At 33.9% G+C, this 23,001-nt stretch carries 22 protein-coding genes; 13 read left to right on the top strand and 9 right to left on the bottom strand.

All coding sequences use genetic code 11. The features are described 5' to 3' along the window. The first annotated feature begins 9 nt into the window (after positions 1-9). The gene (locus tag H4V97_RS11400; protein WP_209549769.1) at positions 10-741 is read left to right on the top strand and encodes a DUF3800 domain-containing protein; all 732 of its coding nucleotides are present in this window, start codon (positions 10-12) and stop codon (positions 739-741) included. Between the two features lie 377 nt (positions 742-1,118). Here H4V97_RS11400 and H4V97_RS11405 read toward each other — a convergent pair whose 3' ends face one another. After that, the gene (locus tag H4V97_RS11405) at positions 1,119-2,867 is read right to left on the bottom strand and encodes an ABC transporter ATP-binding protein (protein ID WP_209549770.1); all 1,749 of its coding nucleotides are present in this window, start codon (positions 2,865-2,867) and stop codon (positions 1,119-1,121) included. 168 nt (positions 2,868-3,035) lie between these two features. Between H4V97_RS11405 and H4V97_RS11410 the strand changes: the two genes are divergently transcribed. From H4V97_RS11410 to H4V97_RS11430, 5 genes are all read left to right on the top strand, one after another. Then, positions 3,036-3,323: an ArsR/SmtB family transcription factor gene (locus tag H4V97_RS11410; protein WP_209549771.1), complete on the top strand. Its 288-nt coding sequence runs from the start codon at positions 3,036-3,038 to the stop codon at positions 3,321-3,323. Between the two features lie 301 nt (positions 3,324-3,624). Then, complete coding sequence (locus tag H4V97_RS11415) at positions 3,625-4,122, top strand: RDD family protein (protein WP_209549772.1); 498 nt, start codon at positions 3,625-3,627, stop codon at positions 4,120-4,122. Between the two features lie 52 nt (positions 4,123-4,174). Next, on the top strand, positions 4,175-4,876 hold the full coding sequence (locus H4V97_RS11420) for a type 1 glutamine amidotransferase (RefSeq protein WP_209549773.1): 702 nt from the start codon (positions 4,175-4,177) through the stop codon (positions 4,874-4,876). A gap of 142 nt (positions 4,877-5,018) precedes the next feature. After that, positions 5,019-6,362, top strand: coding sequence for a dGTP triphosphohydrolase (dgt, locus tag H4V97_RS11425; protein WP_209549774.1), 1,344 nt, complete (start codon positions 5,019-5,021; stop codon positions 6,360-6,362). Between the two features lie 90 nt (positions 6,363-6,452). After that, positions 6,453-9,113, top strand: a complete 2,661-nt coding sequence (locus tag H4V97_RS11430) for a T9SS-dependent M36 family metallopeptidase (RefSeq protein WP_209549775.1) — start codon at positions 6,453-6,455, stop codon at positions 9,111-9,113. Positions 9,114-9,226: 113 nt separating this feature from the next. Here the strand turns inward: H4V97_RS11430 and H4V97_RS11435 are convergent, their stop codons facing one another. Next, entirely contained in the window at positions 9,227-10,252 is a 1,026-nt protein-coding gene (locus H4V97_RS11435; protein ID WP_196850053.1) for a LacI family DNA-binding transcriptional regulator, read from the bottom strand. A 343-nt stretch (positions 10,253-10,595) separates the two neighbouring features. On the opposite strand from H4V97_RS11435, the gene rplM reads away from it, so the two are divergent. The 5 genes from rplM to H4V97_RS11460 all read left to right on the top strand — a co-directional run bounded on the left by rplM (position 10,596) and on the right by H4V97_RS11460 (position 14,046). Continuing rightward, the gene (rplM, locus tag H4V97_RS11440) at positions 10,596-11,051 is read left to right on the top strand and encodes a 50S ribosomal protein L13 (RefSeq protein ID WP_209549776.1); all 456 of its coding nucleotides are present in this window, start codon (positions 10,596-10,598) and stop codon (positions 11,049-11,051) included. Beyond that, positions 11,051-11,437 carry a 30S ribosomal protein S9 gene (gene rpsI, locus H4V97_RS11445; protein WP_066080508.1) on the top strand — a complete coding sequence of 129 codons (387 nt, stop codon included), beginning with the start codon at positions 11,051-11,053 and terminating at the stop codon, positions 11,435-11,437. Before rplM ends, rpsI begins: the two co-directional genes overlap by 1 nt. Positions 11,438-11,612: 175 nt before the next feature. Next, positions 11,613-12,419 carry a 30S ribosomal protein S2 gene (rpsB, locus tag H4V97_RS11450; protein WP_209549777.1) on the top strand — a complete coding sequence of 269 codons (807 nt, stop codon included), beginning with the start codon at positions 11,613-11,615 and terminating at the stop codon, positions 12,417-12,419. Positions 12,420-12,535: 116 nt separating this feature from the next. Then, a complete protein-coding gene (gene tsf / locus H4V97_RS11455; protein WP_196850051.1) occupies positions 12,536-13,360 on the top strand; it encodes a translation elongation factor Ts in 825 nt (274 codons plus the stop codon). A gap of 125 nt (positions 13,361-13,485) precedes the next feature. Then, entirely contained in the window at positions 13,486-14,046 is a 561-nt protein-coding gene (locus tag H4V97_RS11460; protein WP_209549778.1) for a DNA-3-methyladenine glycosylase I, read from the top strand. 143 nt (positions 14,047-14,189) lie between these two features. Here H4V97_RS11460 and aat read toward each other — a convergent pair whose 3' ends face one another. From aat to H4V97_RS11475, 3 genes are all read right to left on the bottom strand, one after another. Next, entirely contained in the window at positions 14,190-14,831 is a 642-nt protein-coding gene (aat, locus tag H4V97_RS11465) for a leucyl/phenylalanyl-tRNA--protein transferase (RefSeq protein ID WP_209549779.1), read from the bottom strand. Positions 14,832-14,960: 129 nt separating this feature from the next. Next, a complete protein-coding gene (locus H4V97_RS11470) occupies positions 14,961-15,338 on the bottom strand; it encodes a DUF3127 domain-containing protein (protein ID WP_196850048.1) in 378 nt (125 codons plus the stop codon). Positions 15,339-15,366: 28 nt separating this feature from the next. Continuing rightward, complete coding sequence (locus tag H4V97_RS11475; protein WP_196850047.1) at positions 15,367-16,242, bottom strand: flavin reductase family protein; 876 nt, start codon at positions 16,240-16,242, stop codon at positions 15,367-15,369. Between the two features lie 186 nt (positions 16,243-16,428). Here H4V97_RS11475 and H4V97_RS11480 point away from each other — a divergent pair, with 186 nt between their 5' ends. Further along, a complete protein-coding gene (locus H4V97_RS11480; protein WP_196850046.1) occupies positions 16,429-17,583 on the top strand; it encodes a sensor histidine kinase in 1,155 nt (384 codons plus the stop codon). A gap of 6 nt (positions 17,584-17,589) precedes the next feature. On the opposite strand, the gene H4V97_RS11485 is transcribed toward H4V97_RS11480, so the two are convergent. From H4V97_RS11485 to greA, 3 genes are all read right to left on the bottom strand, one after another. Continuing rightward, complete coding sequence (locus tag H4V97_RS11485; RefSeq protein WP_196850045.1) at positions 17,590-18,747, bottom strand: transglutaminase domain-containing protein; 1,158 nt, start codon at positions 18,745-18,747, stop codon at positions 17,590-17,592. A 94-nt stretch (positions 18,748-18,841) separates the two neighbouring features. After that, on the bottom strand, positions 18,842-19,231 hold the full coding sequence (locus tag H4V97_RS11490) for an HIT family protein (RefSeq protein ID WP_196850044.1): 390 nt from the start codon (positions 19,229-19,231) through the stop codon (positions 18,842-18,844). 43 nt (positions 19,232-19,274) lie between these two features. Continuing rightward, a complete protein-coding gene (greA, locus tag H4V97_RS11495; protein WP_196850043.1) occupies positions 19,275-19,751 on the bottom strand; it encodes a transcription elongation factor GreA in 477 nt (158 codons plus the stop codon). A 163-nt stretch (positions 19,752-19,914) separates the two neighbouring features. Here greA and H4V97_RS11500 point away from each other — a divergent pair, with 163 nt between their 5' ends. Then, on the top strand, positions 19,915-20,334 hold the full coding sequence (locus tag H4V97_RS11500; RefSeq protein WP_196850042.1) for a Rieske (2Fe-2S) protein: 420 nt from the start codon (positions 19,915-19,917) through the stop codon (positions 20,332-20,334). On the opposite strand, the gene H4V97_RS11505 is transcribed toward H4V97_RS11500, so the two are convergent. Then, positions 20,335-23,001 carry a TonB-dependent receptor gene (locus tag H4V97_RS11505; protein WP_196850041.1) on the bottom strand — a complete coding sequence of 889 codons (2,667 nt, stop codon included), beginning with the start codon at positions 22,999-23,001 and terminating at the stop codon, positions 20,335-20,337.

A 23,001-nucleotide genomic window follows, 5' to 3' on the forward strand; every position in this document is an offset into this window, starting at 1 on the left:
TATTAATAATTGAAATATTATTTATTTATTGATGAGAGTGGAGATCATGGTTTAAAAACTATTGACGAAAGTTTTCCAGTATTTTTGCTTTGTGGTGTTTTAGTTTCTGAAGTTGAGTATCTTGCTGTTAATTCAGTGGTAAACAGTTCAAAAATAAAATATTGGAATAATACGAATGTGATTTTGCATTCTCGTGATATACGAAAGTGTAATAATGAATTTAAAATTTTATTTGATTTAAAGGTAAAAGAAAGATTTTATGAAGATATAAATCACATCCTTACTTCGAGTAATTACAAAATCATTAGTTCTGCAATTGACAAGATAAATTTTATAAAAAATTACGGTAAATTAGAAAATGATGTTTATGAAATTGCATTGTCATTTATCTTAGAAAGAACAATTTTTTGTCTTGATGAAATTGGAGATTGCAAATCTTTAGAAATAATAATTGAAAAAAGAGGTAAAAAGGAAGATGCTAAATTATCAAGTCATTTACATAAGTTAAACCAAATAGGTACTTATTATGTCGATAGTGAAAGGATGAAAAAGTATGCGATTAAACATAAATTTCTCAATAAAAACGAGAATAGTAATGGTTTGCAAATTTCTGATTTATTGGCTTATCTTATAGCTAGAAAAATAATTACACCAGAAGGAGTAAATGTGTCCTATGAATTAATTAAAGATAAATTTTACACTAAAAACGGGAAACGTTACGGTTTGAAAATATTTCCATAAAAACAAAAAGGCTGATAAAATCAGCCTTTTTTGTCGACCAGGGACACCCCAATCCAATTATGTAAACATCATTTATGTATTATTCTTTAGCAAAGATATATAAAAAGTATTAAAATTAATAAAATTATTGCGGTTTTCGATTTCTGTTTCTTTCTAAGTTTTCAAAATCGGTATTTTTTCATAGTATTAAGTCTAAAGTTCACCTCTGCTTTCTTTTGAATAAATTTAGGGGTCTTTATCAAATTCAAAGTAAAGGAAAGTCTCCCGACTTTGTGCCCACTTAAATAGGCATGCAAAAGTGAGTAAGTGCTAGCGGTAAATTGTAATGATCACAAAGTTGCTGGAATAATTTTTATGTAACAAATCACATTGTAGAACTACTTCCTTTCCCCAATTTGTTGTCTCCACATCGCATAATACAAGCCTTTTTCTTCTAATAAATCTTGGTGTTTGCCTTGCTCGATAATTTGCCCTTGTTCCAAAACAAATATTTTATCCGCATGCATAATGGTTGATAAACGGTGCGCAATTAATACCGTAATCTGATTTTGCTTGGAAGAAATACTTCGAATGGTTTTTGTAATTTCTTCTTCGGTAATCGAATCTAAAGCGGATGTCGCTTCATCAAAAAGTAGTAAATGAGGGTTTCTAAGTAAGGCTCTTGCAATAGATAAACGTTGTTTCTCGCCGCCTGAAACTTTTATTCCGCCTTCGCCAATGGTGGTATACAATCCGTTTTCGGCGCGTTCCAGTAAATTTTGGCACGCCGATTTTTGCAATACATCATTTATTTCTTCGTCGGTGGCATCGGGTTTTACAAACAGTAAATTGTCTTTTATAGTCCCGGAAAACAATTGCGCATCTTGGGTTACAAATCCTAATTGTTGTCTTAATTCGGTTAGATCAATATCTCGCGAATCTTTTTCGTTATAGAAAATAGCACCTTCGGCAGGATTATATAAACCAACCAGCATTTTTACCAACGTGGTTTTTCCGCTTCCGGATGGACCCACAAAAGCAATGGTTTCGCCGGCGCCAGCTTCAAAAGAAATGTTTTTTACCGCATAAGAACTGGTACTTTGGTGTTTAAAAGAAACATTCTGGAAACGTAAATTCTTTATGGGTCCAATCGTTTTGGGATTTGCAGGAGTTACTTCACTTTTTGAATTCATCAAATCACTAAAATTATCCATCGAAGCTTTCGTTTCGTTGAAAGTGGCAATTACATTTCCGAGTTCTTGCAACGGATTAAACAAAAAGAAAGAGAAGAACATCAAAGTAATCAAATCACCAGGTTTGATAATACCTTGAAAGATGAACATATACAGTGCAAATACTAAACTGGTTCTCATAAAATGAACCGTTGTCCCTTGCACAAAACTCAACGAGCGAATAAATCGTACTTTTTTAAGTTCTAAACCGAGGATTTTATTTGTAGTTGAATTGAGACGATTGACTTCTTGTTGGGTTAATCCCAAGCTTTTTACGAGTTCTATGTTTCGCAATGATTCGGTTGTTGCTCCAGCCAAAGCAGTAGTTTCTCCTAAAATTTCTTTGGAAACTTTCTTAATTTTTTTGCCTAAAAAAGAACTGATAAAAGCAATCACGGGAACGGTCGCTAAAAAAATAGGACCTAACAGCCAATGTATGGTCATGGCATAAACAATGACAAACGTTATTCCAACAATAGATTGAAAGATTAACGAAATTGATAAGGTGATGAATTTTTCACAGTCGATTTTGACTTTTTGAAGTTTGCCTAATGTTTCGCCACTTCGCTGGTCTTCAAAATCTTGAAAAGGCAATTGAAGTGCTTTTTGGATCCCATCGGTGTACATTTGCGCACCGGTGCGTTGGATAATAATATTGGTGAAATAATCCTGAAAGTTTTTGGCGATTCTGGAAACCATTGCAGCTCCTAGAGATAAGGCCAGCCAGCCAAGAACTACCTTAGTAAAGTTGACGTAATTGTTATTGAAGTTGGCTACTCCAACGCCACATTCGTTCAATAGTTTACCAATAATTATCGAATCGAATAAAGAAAAACATTGATTTATAGCAGCCAAAAAAAGCGCTATGTATAAAAGCTGTTTGTGAGCTTTGATGTAAGAATATAGTATTTTCATGTTTGTTTTTAAGAAAAAAAAGATAAAATTGTTGCGGTCTACTTCCTGAATTTTAAAGTTCTATAAATATATTTTTATACAGGAATTCAGATTATAAAAAGGTGCAAAGTTAAAATAAAAATATCGAAATATTTCGATATATAAAATTTTAATTTTTACATTTGTCTGATGATTAAAACTTTAGACATAAAGCAAGTAGAAAAAATTTCAAAGGCTTTGGGAGATCCTTACCGTTTAAAAATAATGAAAATTATAAGTGAAAGTCAAAGTTGCGTGCAATGTTGTGATGTTTCTGCTGAGTTTAATTTGGCACAATCTACCATGTCTCATCATATAAAACAACTGATAGATGCTGATTTACTGATTGCTGAAAAAGAAGGTCGCAATCTGAAATTTGTAATTAACAAAGAAGTTTGTAATGCATATGCAAGTTATATTAGTAATTTGTCTTTATAATTTAAAAAAAAAGTCAAGTAGACTCATGATTAATTGGCTTTTACTTTTGACCCAAAAACGAATTTTTAAACTACAACCCAGCTTAACGCTCATTATTATTACCCTCCAAAAAACCCATTGTTTTGGAATTTTCTATATTTTAATTTTAAAAATGATTAAGCATTACGTTCATACAATAGTTTGAATGTTTAATGGAGGCAATTACAAAATAACAAGATTATTACTAATTTCTATGATTAGAATTCTTTACATTTGAGATTCTTATAAATGTGTTGGTTTTTTAATAGAAAAAAATAATAAAATGGAAAGCAGGGAATTTACAGTTACAGATGATTTATTAGCTTCCAAAGGGCAGCGTTTCCTAAATTTAATTATCGATTTAGTGATTATTTATATCATTGGATTAATTATAGTAGCCACCATAAATATTATTGGGGACCTTACAAATAGCTACACGGCATCGAATTGGATTAAAAAATTGACGGTAGTTGAGTACTCGTTTTTTGGACTTGTAATTCTGTTTTTTTACTACGGACTTACCGAAATGTATTTCTCCAGAACCTTGGCCAAGTATTTCACGAAAACAATAGTAGTGAAGCACAATGGTTCAAAACCTAATATGAAAAGCTTTATCATAAGAACGGTAGCGCGAATAATTCCTTTTGAGGCTTTTTCTTTTTTATCAGGCGATTCAAGGGGATGGCATGATACTTTGTCCGTTACTTATGTGGTGAAAAAGCATGAATTTCTTGAGGAAATGAAATTGGTCACATCATCAGACCAAACTGAAGTTCTATAGTGATTCTAAAATTATGTTTCAGTAGTTTAGTGTGGAATATCACAGAATGTTTATGCAAAATAAATTAAATATCCATTGCTTACAACACGTTTCATTTGAAGATTTGGGCTGTATAGAAAATTGGATTCAAGACCACGGGCATTCGCTTTCTTATACTAATTTATTCGACAATCCTAAATTTCCTGATTTAGATAATATTGATGCTTTAATTATTTTGGGCGGACCTATGAGTGTCCATGAGGAATCAGAATTCACTTGGCTAAAAGCCGAAAAAGAATTTATCAAATCTGCCATTGACCAGCATAAAAAAATAATAGGAATTTGTTTGGGTGCTCAACTTATTTCAAATGTTTTAGGAGGAAATATTACATCGAATCCTCAAAATGAAATTGGATGGTTTCCCGTTTCAATTGTAGATTCAAATGTTGAGATGCTAAAGGGTTTTCCAAAATCATTTTCTGTTTTTCATTGGCACGGAGAAACTTTTTCTATTCCCGAAGATGCCATTCGATTGATGGAATCACGAGCCTGCGTAAATCAAGCTTTCTTATTGGGAAATCATGTGTTGGGACTACAATTCCATTTAGAAGTCACACTTGAGACCATGACAAAAATGGCCTTTCACGAGCAATCTGAATTAGTCAAAGATGCTTATGTTCAAACCTATGATGAGATTGTCAATAACACAACATTTCTTGAGGATAACAATCAGATGATGTTTCGATTATTGGACTATTTGTTTGATAAAGAGTAAGGATATGTGTTGTTTTAAAGATATTGCAGTAATAAGTTGAAATACTTTGAACTTCTGTAAAATTATGCATAACTCCCGTTTTATTTCTTCCAAAAATGGATGTATTTATTTTATCTTTGAAAATAAATATTAAATGATAACCATGAACTGGGAACAACTTTTATCACTAAAACGTCAAGGCGACAAAGGCAAAAGATTACGAATAGAACAAGATGACACGCGTTTGGGCTTTGAGGTTGATTATGATCGTATTATTTTCTCCGCAGCTTTTAGAAGTTTACAAGATAAAACACAAGTTATTCCATTATCGAAGACTGATTTTGTTCACACCAGATTGACTCACAGTTTAGAGGTTTCGGTTGTAGGTCGTTCTTTAGGGCGATTAGTAGGAAAGAAAATCATCGAAAAATATCCACATCTGAAAGAAGTTCACGGTTTTCATATGAATGATTTTGGCGCAATAGTCGCTGCCGCTTCCTTGGCGCACGATATTGGGAATCCCCCTTTTGGACATTCCGGTGAAAAAGCAATTGGAGAATATTTCTCTATTGGAAACGGGCAACAATATAAAGACCAGCTTTCCGAAAAAGAATGGCAGGATTTAATTGATTTCGAAGGGAATGCTAATGGCTTTTCCGTTCTTACTGCGAGTCGTCCAGGAATTGAAGGCGGACTCAGAATTTCTTATGCAACTCTTGGTGCTTTTATGAAATACCCAAAAGAAAGTCTTCCGAAAAAACCAACGAAAAATATTGCCGATAAAAAGTATGGTTTCTTTCAAACCGATAAATCTTTTTTTCAGGAAGTGGCTGCCGATATGGGTTTGATTCCAAATAAATTGGGAAGCGATATTGGTTTCGAAAGACATCCTTTGGCTTATTTAGTAGAAGCAGCAGATGATATTTGTTATACAATCATTGATTTTGAAGATGGAATAAACCTTGGTCTGGTTTCCGAAGATTTCGCATTGGAATATTTAATCAAATTGGTAAAAGACAGTATAGATACTTCTAAATATAAGACGCTTACTACAAAAGAAGACAGGATAAGTTATTTACGTGCCTTGGCAATAGGAAGTTTAATCAATGATGCGGTCAACGTTTTTATCGAAAATGAAACGTTAATTCTAGAAGGTAAATTTCCTTTTGCAATCATGGATAAAAGCAAATACAAAGCGCAGATGGATGATATTATCAAGATAAGTGTCAATAATATTTACCAAAGCAGGGAAGTAATTGAGAAAGAAATTGTGGGTTATCAGATAATCCAAACCTTATTAGATAAATTCATCATCGCCTTCAATAACAAATACAATGGGAATGCCTCTAATTACGATTCGTTAATATTAAAAATGCTGCCAGAAAAACATCATTTAGAAAAAGAAAATTTATACGGTCGATTACTTCATATTTGCCATTTTATCTCGTTGCTTACGGATGGCAATGCATTGCTGTTTTATAAAACAATTACAGCAGGTAAAGGTTAAATTATGAACAATTTAATAGTTAATTGTTAAATCAAGTAAAAACAATTAAGTTTGCGAAATAATTAACCATATTAGACTTCAACCAAATTTATGAAAAAAATTACCCTTTTAATATTATTTTTTATTCCCCTTATCAGTTTTTCTCAGTCCAATGTTGAAACCATTCAGAGATATTTAAACACCAAAAGTGCCAAGTTGGCTGTCTCAAACGACGACGTTAAAGATTGGGTAATGGAGAGTGAAGGAAATTCAACAAATACAAATATCAATAGTTGTTATGTTTTACAAAGATATAAAGGAATAGAAATTTTTAGAGCACTTTCTAATTTTTCTATAAAAGATGGTCAAGTAATTAATGTTGGAAATCGTTTTGTTTCAAATTTAGCTCAAAAAGCAAATGCGACAAAGCCTTCGCTTGCGGTCCTTGATGCTCTAAGCAAAACGTATGTTAAACTAGATATTGTTCCTACATCCTCTTTTACTGTTTTAGAAAAAATTGGACAGTATAAATTTAAAATTAGCAACGGATTATCTGTCGAAGAACCTGTTAATGCCAATTTAGTATATCATTTGACGAAAGAAAACACTTTAAAATTAGCTTGGGATTTTACCATCAATACGCCAACTCATAATCATATTTGGAGTGTGAGAGTTGATGCGCTAAATGGAGAAATTTTAGAGAAAAAAGACTTTGTAATTTCCTGTAATTTCGATAAAAAGCAGTTCCATGCTTCCTCAAAAATATTTACTAATAATCCCGTTAAAGCAACTTACAAACAGCTGTTTTCTTTAGCTCCCGTTGCTGCAGCGGGCGGTTCTTACAATGTAATTCCTTTTAACTATGAAAGTCCGAATCACATTTCTAGACAAATAATATCAAATCCTGCAAATGCTATAGCTTCTCCTTACGGATGGCACGATACTAACGGTATTTTGGGGGCTGAGTACACAATAACCAGAGGGAATAATGTTTGGACAAAAGCTGATATTTTAGGAGATAATTTAAATTCAGGTTACAGCTCGGAGGGTGGGGCATCATTAGCTTTTGATTTTCCTTATGGAGGTACCAATGTTGATGCGTCTACTTACATTGATGCGGCTAACACGAATTTGTTTTATATGAATAATGTGATGCATGACATTTGGTATCAATATGGTTTTGATGAAATAAATGGAAATTTTCAACAGAATAATTACGGTAAAGGCGGAACTGCAACTGATTATGTATATGCAGATTCTCAAGATGGTTCCAAAGCAGATCCTCAAAGTATAAATAATGCCAATTTTTCTGCTCCGCCGGACGGAACAAAACCGAGAATGCAGATGTTTTTGTGGAATTACGGGCCACAAATAAAACCAATTATTGTGAATACTCCGTCAAATATTGCGGGGAGTTATACGGCTAGGCAAAATTCATTTAACCCCGGTCGAGTTGATTTACCTGTTGCTCCCGCATTTATACAATCTGATTTGGTTCTTTATTTAGATAGCGCGACAACGACGAATGAGGCGTGTGTAGCGCCATCAAATGCAGCGGCAATGAATGGCAAAATTGTTGTTATTAAAAGAGGAAGTTGCACGTTTGTTATAAAAGTAAAAGCGGCTCAGGATGCTGGTGCGGTAGCGGTAATTATTGTGAATAATGTGGTCGGAGATATTTCTATGTCGGGTGCTGATGCAACAATCACTATTCCGGCAATAAGCGTAACAAAAGCTGTTGGCGATTTACTTATCAATCAAATGCAAACTGAGGCTGTTAACGTGAAATTGCAATTGCAGTCTTCACCATTTGTAAATTCAGATGGAGATTTTGATAATGGAATTATTGCACATGAATATGGGCATGGTATTTCTATTCGTTTAGCAGGAGGGAGTAAGAATTCAAGTTGTTTGGATAATACAGACCAAATGGGAGAAGGTTGGTCTGATTGGTTTGCTCTTATGTTGCAACTTAAACAAGGGGATGTGGGGACATCGAAAAAAGGGATTGGTACATTTGTTTCTTACCAGCCGACAGATGGGTTAGGGATAAGAGATTATGCCTATTCAACGGATCGAGCAGTAAATCCAATGACATATGCAAACACTAATAGGTATCAATATAAGGATAAAGATGGCGTTGAACAAACCGAAATTCATGGTACCGGTTCTGTTTGGACAACCGTATTGTGGGACTTGACTTGGGCTTATATTAATAAATATGGATACGACGATAATAAGTATACTGGAATTGCGGGTAATAATAAACTAATGCGAATTGTGTTGGATGCTATTAAGTTACAGCCATGCAGTCCAACTTTTGTTAGTGCAAGAGATGCAATTATTGCAGCGGATCAGGCAGTTACAGGCGGAAAGGATTATTGCATGATTTGGCAGGTATTTGCAGCTAGAGGTCTTGGTGTGAATGCATCAGCAGGGGATGGGAATGTAGGGAATGATCAGGTAGAGGATTTTACAATGCCATCAGCAGGACCAAACTGTGTTTTAGCAGTCAATCAGTTTGATGGTAGTGATAAAATGAGCGTATATCCAAACCCTTCATCAGGACAAGTAAATCTCCGTATTGATCAATATTTGGGTAAGGTTTCTATTCAAATAATAGATATCAACGGAAGAGTGGTTTCTAAATTTAAAAATGAGGAATTCAATAATCTAAAAACAATTGATTTAAGCCGCCTTCAAAAAGGAGTTTATATTATGAAAGTTAATGGTGATGATCTTGAATTTACGGAGAAAATTATTATGAATTAAATTTAAAATAAAAGAGTTTAGTAAGTGATTGGAAAGTCAAGTCCAAAAGAATCAATTGACGTTTAATAAAAAAATCCATCAGTCTCGAAAAGACTGATGGATTTTTTTATACTTTACAATTTCCTTGTTGACTCGCGTTCTTTTAATTTAGTTTTAATGACAACAGTTTGATAGGGGATTTCCTCTTCTTTAGATTCTAGTCTATTAATAAGAAGTCTAGCAGCCACTTCACCAATTTCTATTCCGTGTTGGCTTACCGTTGTTAAACTTGGCGACAGTCTTCTAGAAGCAAGAATTCCATCTGCGAAACCTATAATAGATAGATTTTCGGGGATTTTATATCCTTTTTTGAGTCCAATTTTCAATGCGGCCACAGAGTCGTTTTCTTCTAAAGCAAAAATTCCGTCGATGGTATTGGTGTCAAAAATATTTTCGATTTTTTCGTTCAAATCATCTTCAGAATCGGTTCTTAAAATTAAATTTGGATTCAAAGCAATGTTGTTTTTCTCCAATGCTTTTAAATAGCCTTCAGCTCTAAGTTTTCCAACACTCAAATTGTCAATAGATGAAAATAAGGCAATATTTTTACATCCTAAATCTATTAAATGCTGGGTAGAATTTATAGCCGAATCAAAATCATCAACAATTACTTTGTCGCAATCTACATCATCAGCAATTCGGTCAAACATAACTATAGGAGTGCCGTCATTGATTATTGCGGCAAAATGATTGTATTCGTGGAGTTTCTGCGCTTCTTCGGAGACTGATAAAATAAATCCATCGATAGTTCCATTGCTCAGCATTTCAAGTGTATGGGCTTCTTTTTCTAAAGATTCATTGGAAATACACATGATGACGTTGTATCCTTTTTCATCAGCGACTTTCTCTATCCCGCTAAACACTTTGGCAAAAAAAGAATTTAGAATATTAGGTATAATAACACCAATGGTTTTTGTTTTTCTGTTTTTAAGATTCAGACCAATAACGTTTGGTTTATAGTTTTTGAGTTTTGCGTATTCTTTGATTTTGATTTTTGTCAACTCACTAATCTCCGGGCTGTCATTAAGTGCTTTTGAAACAGTAGAAACAGATACATTAAGTTCTTTTGCAATTTGTTTTAATGTTGCTTTAGCTTTCATATAGAGAGGTTTATTGTGATTTTTGATGTGAAATTATTTACAAGATATAAATAATTAGAATATTAACGGTATTAATGCCAAAAATAGCCATTAAAATATAAATTTCACAGTTGAAAAATGATTAATGGACAATAAACTTATAAAAAAAAGCGATAGCTTTGTTTCTTAAGCCAACAATATAGTAATTCTAAATTCAATCCCAGAAAATTATTTTAAATATACATTTGATAATCAGCACAAAAAGATGGGAAAAATAATCTTTTAAGGTATTTGCATTTAAAATAAATAATTGTACTTTTGCAACCCCTTTATAGGGGATGGAATGTTTAATTAAAAATATATTATGGACGCATTAAGCTACAAGACACAATCAGCAAGCAAAGCCACAGTTACAAAAGAGTGGATTGTTGTAGATGCTGATGGTCACAACTTAGGTCGTCTTGCTTCAAAAGTCGCTATGATTTTGAGAGGTAAGTACAAGCCAAGTTACACACCACACGTGGACTGCGGAGATAACGTAATCGTTATCAACTCAGAAAAAATTAACCTTACAGGTAACAAAATGGACGAGAAGACTTACATTCGTCACACAGGTTACCCAGGAGGTCAAAGAACTTTAACTGCTAAAGTATTGCAAGCAAAAAATCCTGCATTATTAGTAGAGAAAGCTATTAAAGGGATGTTGCCTAAAAATAAATTAGGAGCTGAGCTTTTTAGAAATTTAAATGTTGTTGTAGGATCAGAGCACAGACAAGGCGCTCAAAAACCTAAAACAGTTAACCTTAACGATCTTAAGTAATGGGAGTTATTCACAAAATCGGTAGAAGAAAAACCGCTGTTGCACGTGTTTATGTTTCGGAAGGAACAGGAGTAATCACTGTAAACAAAAAAGCATTCGAAACTTACTTCCCAACTGCAACTTTACAGTACAAAGTATTACAACCAATGTCTATGACAGAAAATGTAAGCAACTTTGACGTAAAAGTGAATGTTTATGGAGGTGGTTCAACTGGTCAAGCAGAAGCTGTAAGAATGGCATTAGCACGTGTTATGTGTGAAGTAAATGCTGAAAACAGAGCTATCTTGAAACCAGAAGGTTTATTGACAAGAGATCCAAGAATGGTTGAACGTAAGAAATTCGGTCAGAAGAAAGCTCGTAAGAGATTCCAATTCTCTAAACGTTAATATTACCTGTCTTGTTCAAATAGGGCAAGACATCGTTCATTTATTATTGAATTTAAAAAACAAAGTTGTTGTTGCTCTCCTATTGAGGTAGGAAATAGTTTAGCATCTAAATGTATATAGCCGGGAAACCGCCATTTATGCATTGCTAATCAACAGAACGTAAACTAGAACAAAAATGGCAAACAAAGTAGAAGTTAAAGACTTACTAGAAGCAGGTGTTCACTTCGGACACATGACTAGAAAATGGGATCCAAACATGGCTCCTTACATCTATATGGAGCGTAATGGTATTCACATTATCAATCTATATAAAACTGCAGCAAAAATTGAAGAAGCTAATGAAGCTTTGAAAAAAATCGCTGCATCAGGTAGAAAAATATTATTCGTTGCTACCAAAAAACAAGCAAAAGACATCGTTGCTGAAAAAGCAAAAGCTGCAAACATGCCTTATATCACTGAAAGATGGCCTGGTGGAATGCTAACTAACTTCGTAACTATCCGTAAAGCTGTTAAAAAAATGGCTACTATTGATAAAATGAAGAAAGATGGTACATTCATGACCCTTTCTAAAAAAGAGCGTTTACAAGTGGATCGTCTTCGTGCTAAATTAGAGAAAAATTTAGGTTCAATCGCTGACATGTCTAGACTACCAGCTGCATTGTTCGTAGTTGATATCAAAGCGGAACACATCGCAATAAAAGAAGCTCAAAAATTAAACATTCCAGTTTTCGCAATGGTGGATACCAATTCTGACCCAAGAGAGGTTGAATTCGTAATCCCATCTAACGATGATGCTTCTAAATCAATTGATAAAATTTTATCTTTAGTAACAGCTGCAATTGTTGAAGGACTTTCTGATAGAGGTTCTGACAAAGAAGGTGATGCTCCAGTTGAAGCAACTACAGAAGTAGCGGCTCCTGCTGTAGTAGCTGAAGTAGCTCCTGCTGTTGAAGCAGCTGCTCCTACTGCAACTGAAGAATAAATAAATAATTTAAAGATTGAAAGATTTAAAAATTGAAAGATTAATAATGTAACCATTACTGATTTTTTTATAATTTTTTAAATCCTTCAATCTTTTAATCTTTAAATAAAAAAATTATGGCAACAATTACTGCTGCAGACGTAAATAAATTAAGAACAATCACTGGTGCAGGAATGATGGACTGCAAAAAAGCATTGGTTGAAGCAGACGGAGATTTTGATTTAGCGATCGAAAACTTACGTAAAAAAGGGCAAAAAGTAGCTGCAAATCGTTCAGATAGAGAATCTACTGAAGGTGCTGCAATTGCGGTTGTAAATGCTGACAAAACTGCTGGAGTTGTTATCACATTAAACTGTGAGACTGACTTCGTAGGGATGAATGAAAGCTTTGTGAAAATGGCTACTGAAATGGCTAATTTGGCATTGAACTTCAACACTAAAGAAGAATTTTTGGCAGCTGACTTCAACGGAGTTACTGTTGCTGACAAATTAATCGAGCAAACTGGAGTTATCGGTGAAAAACTAGAAATTAGAACTTTCGAGAAATTAGAAGGTGCTTTTATCGGGTCTTACATCCACTCTGGTAATAAAATTGCTACTTTGGTTGCACTATCTGCAAATGTTGAAGGTGCTGAAGAAGTTGCAAGAAACGTATCTATGCAAGCAGCAGCTATGGCTCCTATTGCATTAAACGAAGCTGGAGTTGATGCTGCAACTATCGAAAAAGAAATTGAAATAGCAAAAGACCTTTTACGTCAAGAAGGAAAACCAGAAGCAATGTTAGACAATATCGCTAAAGGTAAATTAGCTCGTTTCTTTAAAGACAATACTTTAGTTAACCAAGATTATATTAAAGACAACAAATTAAGCGTTGCTGCTTATGTTAAATCTTTAGATAAAGATCTTATCGTTACAGGTTTCAAAAGAGCTGCTTTAGGATAATTTATTCTGAACTGGTTTCAGAATTCTAAATTAATTTTAGAGCTTTTCTAACTCAATATTAAATCCCATTTCGAAGTAATTTGAAATGGGATTTTTCTTTTATATTTGAATAAAAAATTACTTTCATGGAAGAAAAAAAACGTTGTGCTTGGTGCGAAAAAGATGATTTATATCGAAAATATCACGATGAAGAATGGGGTGTTCCGGTATATGAAGATCAAAAATTATTTGAATTTCTAATTCTGGAAACCTTCCAGGCGGGATTGAGCTGGTACACAATCCTAAAAAAGAGAGAGAACTTCAAGTTGGCTTTCGATAATTTCGATTATATAAAAGTAGCCTCTTATTCCGAAGATAAAATTCAAGAATTATTGCAAGACGCAGGAATTATCCGCAATCAATTAAAAATTAGAGCAGCGGTTTCCAATGCTATTTCGTTTATGAAAATCCAGGGTGAATTTGGTAGTTTTTCCAGCTATATTTGGAAATTTACCGATGGAAAACCAATTCACAACAGCTGGCAGTCCATGAAAGATGTCCCTGCAACAACTCCGATTTCTGATGAAATAAGCAAAGATTTAAAAAAACGCGGATTTAAATTCGTTGGTTCTACCGTAGTTTATGCACACATGCAAGCAACCGGAATGGTTGATGATCATGTGGGGAATTGCTGGAAAAAACAGTAATTTGCCCCGGATGGCAGTGAAAAGCCCGGACTGAAAAAACTATTTTTTCTAGGCAGAAAAGAGCGACCGGCAGGAAGCTCCTTTTGTGGCTTGAGAAAAAAAGGTTTTGAAGGAGGACTTGAAACGTACAGCTGGATTAGGCCCTAATTATTTCCTTGAAGAATTTTCATAAAATCATCACGTTTTATTTCACGACAACCCAAACTTTGAAGATGCGGATTATAAACTTGGCAATCCAGAAGTTTGTAATTGTCTTTTTTCAATTGGTTTGCCAAAGCAATAAAGGCTACTTTGGAAGCATTAGAAACTTTAGAAAACATGCTTTCTCCACAAAAAACGTGTCCCAAATCGATTCCGTATAAACCTCCGACCAATTCCCCATTTTGCCAAACGGCAACCGATTTAGCGATTCCTAATTCATGGAGTCTGCAATACGCTTCAATCATTTCATTAGTAATCCAAGTCCCGTTTTGACCGTCTCGTTTTATGTCTTGGCAATTCGAAATTACCTCTCTAAAATTCTGATTGAAAGTAACGGTAAACATATTTCTATTCAGTATGTTTCGCATACTTTTAGAAACTACCAGTTCATCTAGGAACAACACCATTCGGGGATTAGGCGACCACCAAAGTATAGGTTCGCCTTCTTCAAACCAAGGAAAGATGCCACTTTTATAGGCAAGCAGCAATCGTTCTGGAGACAAATCACCTCCAATGGCTAAAATCCCGTCGCGATTGGCTTGGGAAACAGCGGGGAAGAATAAATCTTGGGATAGGTGATACACTTTACTTTGTTTCAATGGCAATTTCAAAAATCAATGGTAATAGCAAAGACAAATTCAAAAAAAAACCAAATTCCAATTTTAAGACAGGCTCAATTTGGAATTTGGAATTTAAAAATTTAAAATTTTATTTTAGAATGGTAAATCGTCTGCTTCTTCTTCGTTTAAATTTGTAGCTGGAGCAAATGCTGCTGCTGCTGGCATTGGAGGCATTTGTGCATTAGGTGCATCAGCAGCTAATTTTTCTACTCTCCAACCTTGGATAGCATTAAAATATTTAGTTACACCTTGAGGATCTACCCATTCGCGTCCTCTTAAATTGATAGAAACTTTTACAGCTTCTCCCACTTTAAAGTTATTCAATAAATCACATTTGTCTTGTACAAATTCCACTAAAATATGTTGTGGATATTGTTCCTCAGTTGTTACAACTAGTTCTCTTTTTAAGAAACTTCCATTTCCTACATTTTTAGCTTCTCCAAGCATTTTAATTTTTCCTGTAACTTCCATCTTCGTTATTTTTTATTGTTATTTTGAATTATTTTTTTGCCAAAAGTACTTTCCAAGCAGACAAAACGTCTTTTTCATTCAAGTATTTTTTAGCTTCTGTATGAATTTTTTCCTGATCATCAGAGCTTAAAACTCCTTTTACTGCAAAATTCTGTTTTACAAATATACTAACTTCTTGTAAAGTAGGCAAGGCTTCTATATTACCCAACATCCCTAAATCATTTCCGTCAAAAATAGTACTTTCTTTTATAAAATCAGGAATGGCATCTACTCCAATTCCAAGTGTGGACAATGGTTTTGGCACTTCAAAAAGTCCTTGATTTGATCTTGAGTACCAGTTTCCTCCTAATCTTGAAACTAAATCTATTTTATATTGGTCAATCGCTCCATTTTCGTCTAAAATACGCTCGTCAATATGAATTCTCAAAACTTCGCAAAGAATCAAGTTTCCTGCTCCTCCTTCGGTTCCCAAAGGAATAATCTGAGTGACTTTGCATTCAAACTGTACAGGTGATTCTTTTACTCTGAAAGGTTTAACAACCTCTGAAGCAATAGGAGTCAGTCCAGATTTTACAAATTCATTTACACCATCCGCATATTCTGTACTGGCCAGTGAAGTTTGCTGTACCATATCATAATTAACCACATTAATTACTACTTCTCTAGTAATTTCGGCATTGATTAAAGTATGTTTTACCGAATTATCTCGTACCCGTCTGGCAGGTGAAAAAATAAGAATTGGCGGATTGGCACTGAATACATTGAAGAAACTAAAAGGAGATAAATTCGGGTTTCCCTTATCATCAATAGTACTGGCAAACGCAATAGGTCTTGGTCCCACAGAACCTTGTAAGTAGCCTTGTAACTTTGCTGTTTCAATACTTTTAGGATCAATAGTAATCATGCTTATGTTATTTGGGATAAATTAGTTTAGCTAAAATACAAAAGTAAGTAAATGGTTTAAGTTTAAAAAATACGTTGGTAGATTTAAGATCAATTAAATATTTTGTTTTGCCAAAATGAGTCATAATGGAGAAACTAAAATAATAGTTCAACTATTTCGTTATATTTATACCTCAAATTTTAGTTTATGCAATTTTCTGATAAAAAGAACACGACCCGGTGGATCATCATTTTTGCTTCGTTTTTTATTATTTCCTTAATTCTATGGAATACATACACCTTTTTTCAAATTTTCAAAAATGAAGAACGGCTAAAGATGAATCTTTGGGCAAATGCACAAAAGACACTCAAAAACGCCGATGAAAATACAGATGTGGAATTGCCATTGCAGATATTCAGCAACAATACCTCCATTCCTATTATCCTTACGGAGAACGAAAGTATCATAAATACGGTAAATATTGACGAAGTTATTGTAAAAGACAAAACAAAGGCGAACGAATTTTTATCCGATTTAAAAAATGAGAATGAACCCATTGTAATTGAATATGTTCCTGGAAAGTTTCAAAAATTGTACTATGGGAACTCCGCCTTACTAAACAAACTTAAATATTATCCCATTGCCTTATTGCTTATCATAGTACTGTTTGGCGGTCTAGTTTATAATTTTTACAAAAGTAATAAAATGGCGACTCAGAACAAGCTTTGGGCTGGAATGGCCAAAGAAACCGCCCATCAAATAGGTACGCCGCTTTCATCATTAATTGGTTGGGTCGAACTGTTAAAATCTGAAAATGTAGATGAAAGTACCACATTCGAAATAGAAAAAGACATTGAACGGTTGCAAACCATTACGGATCGTTTTTCAAAAATTGGCTCAGAGCCAAAGTTGGAAACCAAAGATATTATAGAAGAAACATTGCAATCCTATGATTATCTGCAGTCTAGATTTTCAAAACAAATTGAATTTTCATTTAAAGCACCATCTTCACCTATTTATGTATTGCTCAATCCTACGCTGCACAGTTGGACTATCGAAAATTTAGTAAAAAATGCCATTGATGCGATGAAAGGCAGAGGCAAACTATCCTTAGAAATAGAACAAGAAGGGACTCACGTAAAAATAAATGTAATAGATACAGGAGGCGGAATTCAAAAAAAACAATTCAAATCAATTTTCGAACCTGGTTTTACCACCAAAAAAAGAGGTTGGGGATTGGGACTTTCTTTAACCCGAAGAATTGTGGAAGAATATCACAAAGGAACCATAAAAGTCTTGAATTCTGAAATCGGGAAAGGAACAACCATGCAGGTGAGTTTTAAAAAAGTATCGGTAGCATAACTTAAATTAAAACCAGACTGTTTTGGTAAACATTGCTTTTCTGTTCCTATTGTCTTTGTTTAAATAGTTTTGCACAAAAGCTAAATGCTCTTCTGTTTGTGCCAAAGCATGATTAATAGATTTTTTTAGCGAAGCCAAACTAGATGAATTTTCATTTCCGATGTAGCCAATGTTATAGATGGCGTTTTGACATTTGATTAACCTTTCTTTTGGCGTTTCAATCATCCTTTTAATTTCATAATCGGGTAGAGCAGGGCTAAATCTTTTATTTCTGTAATAGATGAAATCATTGAGCAAGCTGATAGCCTCATTGCAATCGCTGGTAATTATATTTAATTTTTCAATATTTGTTTTTTGACGTAAATAGGCTATATTTTTGTTTTTACTTTTCAGACGTTCTAAAATCAGCGCATTTTCAACACCATTCTTCTCTATCCTTTCTGCCGAATCATATAGTTGATCGATTTCAGATGAAGATTCGTAGTTCCCAATTTCGCTTTCAAAATCGAAGTATTTCTTTGATTTATTAATTTGAGTTTTACCTTCATAAAACTCTTGGTTTGTAATTGGGTAATTTAGAAATTGCCATAAATAGTCAAACGGAATATGTGATGAGATGTATTGCAAAGGATTAACTTTAAAATAAGAATTGTCTATTTTTTTAAAAAACCGATCGTTATTTACGTAACCGGAACCCCAAGTTGGGTCAAACAAATACCATTTATTATTTATTTTTGAGGCACACCATGCATGAGAAATGGTATCAATTTCCTCGTTTTGTTTGGTATATCCACTTATAATCACTGTTTTTATACCTACTTTATTGGCTAAATCATTAAATATTTCTGTGTAATCACTGCAGACTCCTCTTTTGGTTTTAAGAATATTTTTTATTCTATTTTCAGAAGTTTCTGCGCTAGATGAAATATACATGTTGGCTACATCGTAACTGATATTAGTTGCTGTCCAATAAAAAACTGCGCGAATTTTGTCGTTATCTGTTTTGAAAGTGGAATTGATATAATTGGCAATGGCCTTCGTTGAATTACTGGAACTATTTGGAATTTTAGAAATTTTATTATCGATTAAAGTATAATCTATATGATTCTGCCCAAAACTTAAAACAGATATGAATACCGATACTATTAAATAAATGTTTTTCATTTTTTGGGACAGGCTCGTAAATTAAAAGGGAATAAGTTTTCACCTATTCCCTTTTAAACGAAAACCATACCAATTTATTTTATTTATTCAACTTTTACAAATTAGCTTGAATTCTTATTGCCAATGCTTCAAATTCTTCTTTAGACATTGACACTTTATTTTGAAAACGTATTTCATCCATTTCATTCAAAGGAATAAGATGAACATGAGCATGAGGTACTTCAAGTCCTATAACTGCCATGCCAATTCTTTTACATGGAACTGTTTTTTCCAATGCTATAGCGATTTTTTTAGAAAACTGCATTAGTCCAATATACAAGTCCTCTTCGATATCAAAAATCTTATCAATTTCCTGTTTTGGAACACAAAGAGTATGACCTTTTGCGTTTGGATTTACATCTAAAAAAGCCAAAAAATTATCATCTTCAGCAATTTTGTAAGAAGGAATTTCTCCTTTTATGATTTTTGTAAAAATACTTGACATTGTGAAATTGGTTAATCGGTTAAACCATTAAATCTGTAACTATTTAGTCTCTTGTTATTTCTAAAATCTCGAATTGCAAAACGCCATTAGGAACTGTTATTTCAGCGAAATCACCAACAGATTTTCCTAATAAGCCTTTTCCAATAGGAGAAGTTACTGATATTTTTCCTGTTTTTAAATCCGCTTCACTTTCGGCAACTAGTGTGTATTTCAATTCCAGACCGTTGGACTGATTCTTTATTTTTACATTAGATAAAACTAGCACTTTGGAAACATCCAAATGAGTTTCATCAATCAATCTTGCATTAGAATGTACATCTTCTAGTTTAGCAATTCTCATTTCAAGCATTCCTTGTGCTTCTTTTGCAGCATCGTATTCTGCATTTTCGGACAAGTCACCTTTATCTCTTGCCTCAGCAATATCTGCGGATGCTTTAGGGCGCATCACGCTTTTCAAATAATCTAATTCTTCCCTTAATTTCTTTAAACCTTCTGCGGTGTAATAAGATACTGTGCTCATAACTTCATCGTTTATATAAATAGAAAAAATCCCATCAGGACGGGATTTCTTTCCACAAAGATATTATTTATTTCTTTAGTCTATAAATATATGTTAATCATATATAATTCAAAGTTAAATAAATTAAATTTGTTTAGCTAATTCTTTTAATATATTTTAAATAATGAAAAGATATCTCATCTTATTAATTTTTTCGTCCTTTTTATTCAGTTGTAGTGAAAATGGTTTTAACAATAAAAACCCCTTTATCCCTAATTATACTTTTACGGTAGATCTTAACATGAGTTTGCCAGCGTACTCCAGCCTTCAGTATCCTAGCAATGTGATTTATTATTCGGGAAAAGGAGCAAAAGGCGTATTTATATTTAATACCGGTAGTGGCTATAATGCATTTGATGCAGCTTGCCCCAATCAGGCTTTAAGTTCTTGTTCAACAATGACAATTAAAGGGATTAATGTTGTTTGTCCTTGTGACAGCAAGGAGTATAGCTTATATACTGGTCAAGCCCAAGGAGGTGCGCAATATCCTTTAAAACAATATCGTGTGGAGGTTAATGGAAATGTGCTTCGGGTGTATAATTAATTACAACTTGTAACTTACGGATAGCAAGAACACTCGTGGTAAAACATAAGTGGTTCGCTCACTAATCAAATAATCCGAAAAGGAATAATCATTTTTCACCGTGTTATTGAACAAATTATTGACTGACAGCTCAAAACCAAAAGGACTGTTTTTCTTTTGATAGCGCAACGATGTGTTAGCGATGTCATAAAAATTGCTTTGATTGTTGTTGTTCGTATTTTTTAGATTTTCGTATTCCAGTTTATAGGTCCAGAATTTAAAGAAAGTTACTTCAATGTCTGAATTTATTGCATCCGTTTGAAAACGTGATTTTGTTATTCCCAAAAACTGACTGTAGCCTTTTGTATATCCAACGCTAAAATCCGGCCATTTTTTGTAAGCGGTTTTAAATACAATTCCTATTTTTTGATTATTCCTGTCGTTTGACGTAGTTACCGTATTTACCGTTTGAGAATAATTAAACCAGCTAAAATTAGTGTTCAATTTTAAATTAAAACGGTATATTTTTTTGCTAAAAGAGCCATTTACGCTGTAATTGGTTTCCGGATTATCACCCAGAATTGGCGTGTTAAATTGGTTTATTCCCTCTATTTGGATTTCATTTCTGATGGTTTTTACTTTTTTATTAAAATTTGCCATCGCATTCCAAGTGATCCCACGATACATATTCATTTTAGAATACCGCAAATTGGCCGAATGAAACTGTTCGTTTTCTAAAAGCGAATTGCCTTTATAAACCAAATTATAATACTGTAAACTATAGTTATTGGCGAATTGGCTTACTTCGGGGAAACTGTTTGTTAATTTATACGTGAAATTTAATGATTCTGATTTATTAAATTCATAATCGCTGTTCCACTGTGGCTGGAAAAGAGTTTTAGACAACCTATTTTCTCCAGATTTATGTTCTGTAATCAAATTATACCAATGCAGATATAATCCTGGCTTATTAGTCCATTTTCCTATTCTGAATTTGTATTCCAAACCCACATAAGCATCGTTTAATTGGTATTTTACAGAATTCCCAAAACCAGCAGAAGCAAAATCATTGACTGTTCCATTAGTCAGTACTTGTTTCTCTGAAGTTTCAAAACGGGAAGCGCCATAATTATTCCCCACATTCGTATACAAATGATTAAAATTATTGATAATCCAATAATGCTTGAATAAAGCATCCACGCTGTTGTTCTTTACTTTTTTGATTTGTTCAATAGTGTAAGATGCATCATTTTGCAACGGAATTAAACCCGCGAAAAAAGGCTGATCCGTAAACCATTGATTCTTTGGCGTGTTGTTTTCGTAAGCTTGGTTGACCACAAATGTAGTCGTATGATGCTCGTTTAGGCTCTTGTGCCATTCCACATATTGTTTTACCGAAGTATTGTCGGCTTTGCTAACGGTTTCAAAAACACTCGAATTAGCATTTGTAATTGAATTTATGGCATTGGATAAATCATTTGTGCTCGATTGGTATTGGACATTGTAATACCATTTTTCCTTATTGTTGGGAGAATAATCCAGTTTTAGATTCCCGATCGCCAAAACCGAACGATTGTCCCCGTTTTGTAATTTATTCTCGAAGGCAATAGAAGTGTTTTGCAGGTAATCATTCTTACTTTCTGTTTTTGAAGCGGTAAAAACTTTTGAAAAAATAGAAAAACCCGAAACAGACAATTTAGGCGAAGCATCATAACTAAAATTCAGGGCACTAAATTGCGATTTGTTCTGCACGACATCAGCATTATCATTAGCAAACGAGTATAGGTTTGTGAACGATTTCCTACCCGAAAGGAAGGTGCTTATTCCTCCGCTAAAACGCATTAAATCATCAAAGGTGAAAGTTCGTTTACCTATGTTATTCAGGTCGCCAATAAAACTCACATTCGATTTTGGACTGTAATAAAACAAAGCGGCATGAGCCAGATAAAAACCATTGTCAGCATTTCCTACTTCCGCACCAGCCTCAACATCACCAAAAACAAATTTCTTTTTATCGGCTTTTAGTTTTACGTTCATTGCCAATTCATCGCTATCAGATACTTGCTTCATAAAACCCACTTCGTTAAAGTGATCTATGACTTCAATTTTATCCAGCGCATCAGCCGGAATGTTCTCCACTGCTAGCTTTGAGCCACCACCAAAAAAAGATTTGCCTTCTACGAGCATTTTAGTAACTTTTTTACCTTGTACGGTAACCCCTCCGTTTTTATCAACCTCAACACCAGGGAGTTTTTCTAGGATTTCTTTCATTTTGCGTTCGTTGCCGTTCGCAAAACTTTTAACGTTAAACGTCATCGTGTCTTTCTTGATCACAATGGGCTTAAACTCGTGTTTGATTACAATTTCTTTGAGTTGCTCTCCGGTAGGTTTTAATTTAAAATCGTGCGAAGTCAAGACAGCATCTGCATCTAGAATGAATACTTCCTCTACAAAACCGATGTACGAAACAGTGATCTCATACTTGACTTCTTTATCCAGCTCTAAGCGGTAGCGTCCTTTATTATCTGCAATAGCAAATTTAAGACTTGCATTTTCTTGCAACGGTTTTGCAATAACGTTGGCGGATTCTAGTGGTTTATTAGTATCCTCAGAAACCACACCAGTAATCGTGCGGGATTGAGAGAAAGATACTATTGTAAAAAAAAGGAAGAATAGTACTCTAAACAT

The sequence above is a fragment of the Flavobacterium sp. CG_23.5 genome (genome assembly GCF_017875765.1).
In the GTDB taxonomy this organism is placed as follows: Bacteria; Bacteroidota; Bacteroidia; order Flavobacteriales; family Flavobacteriaceae; genus Flavobacterium.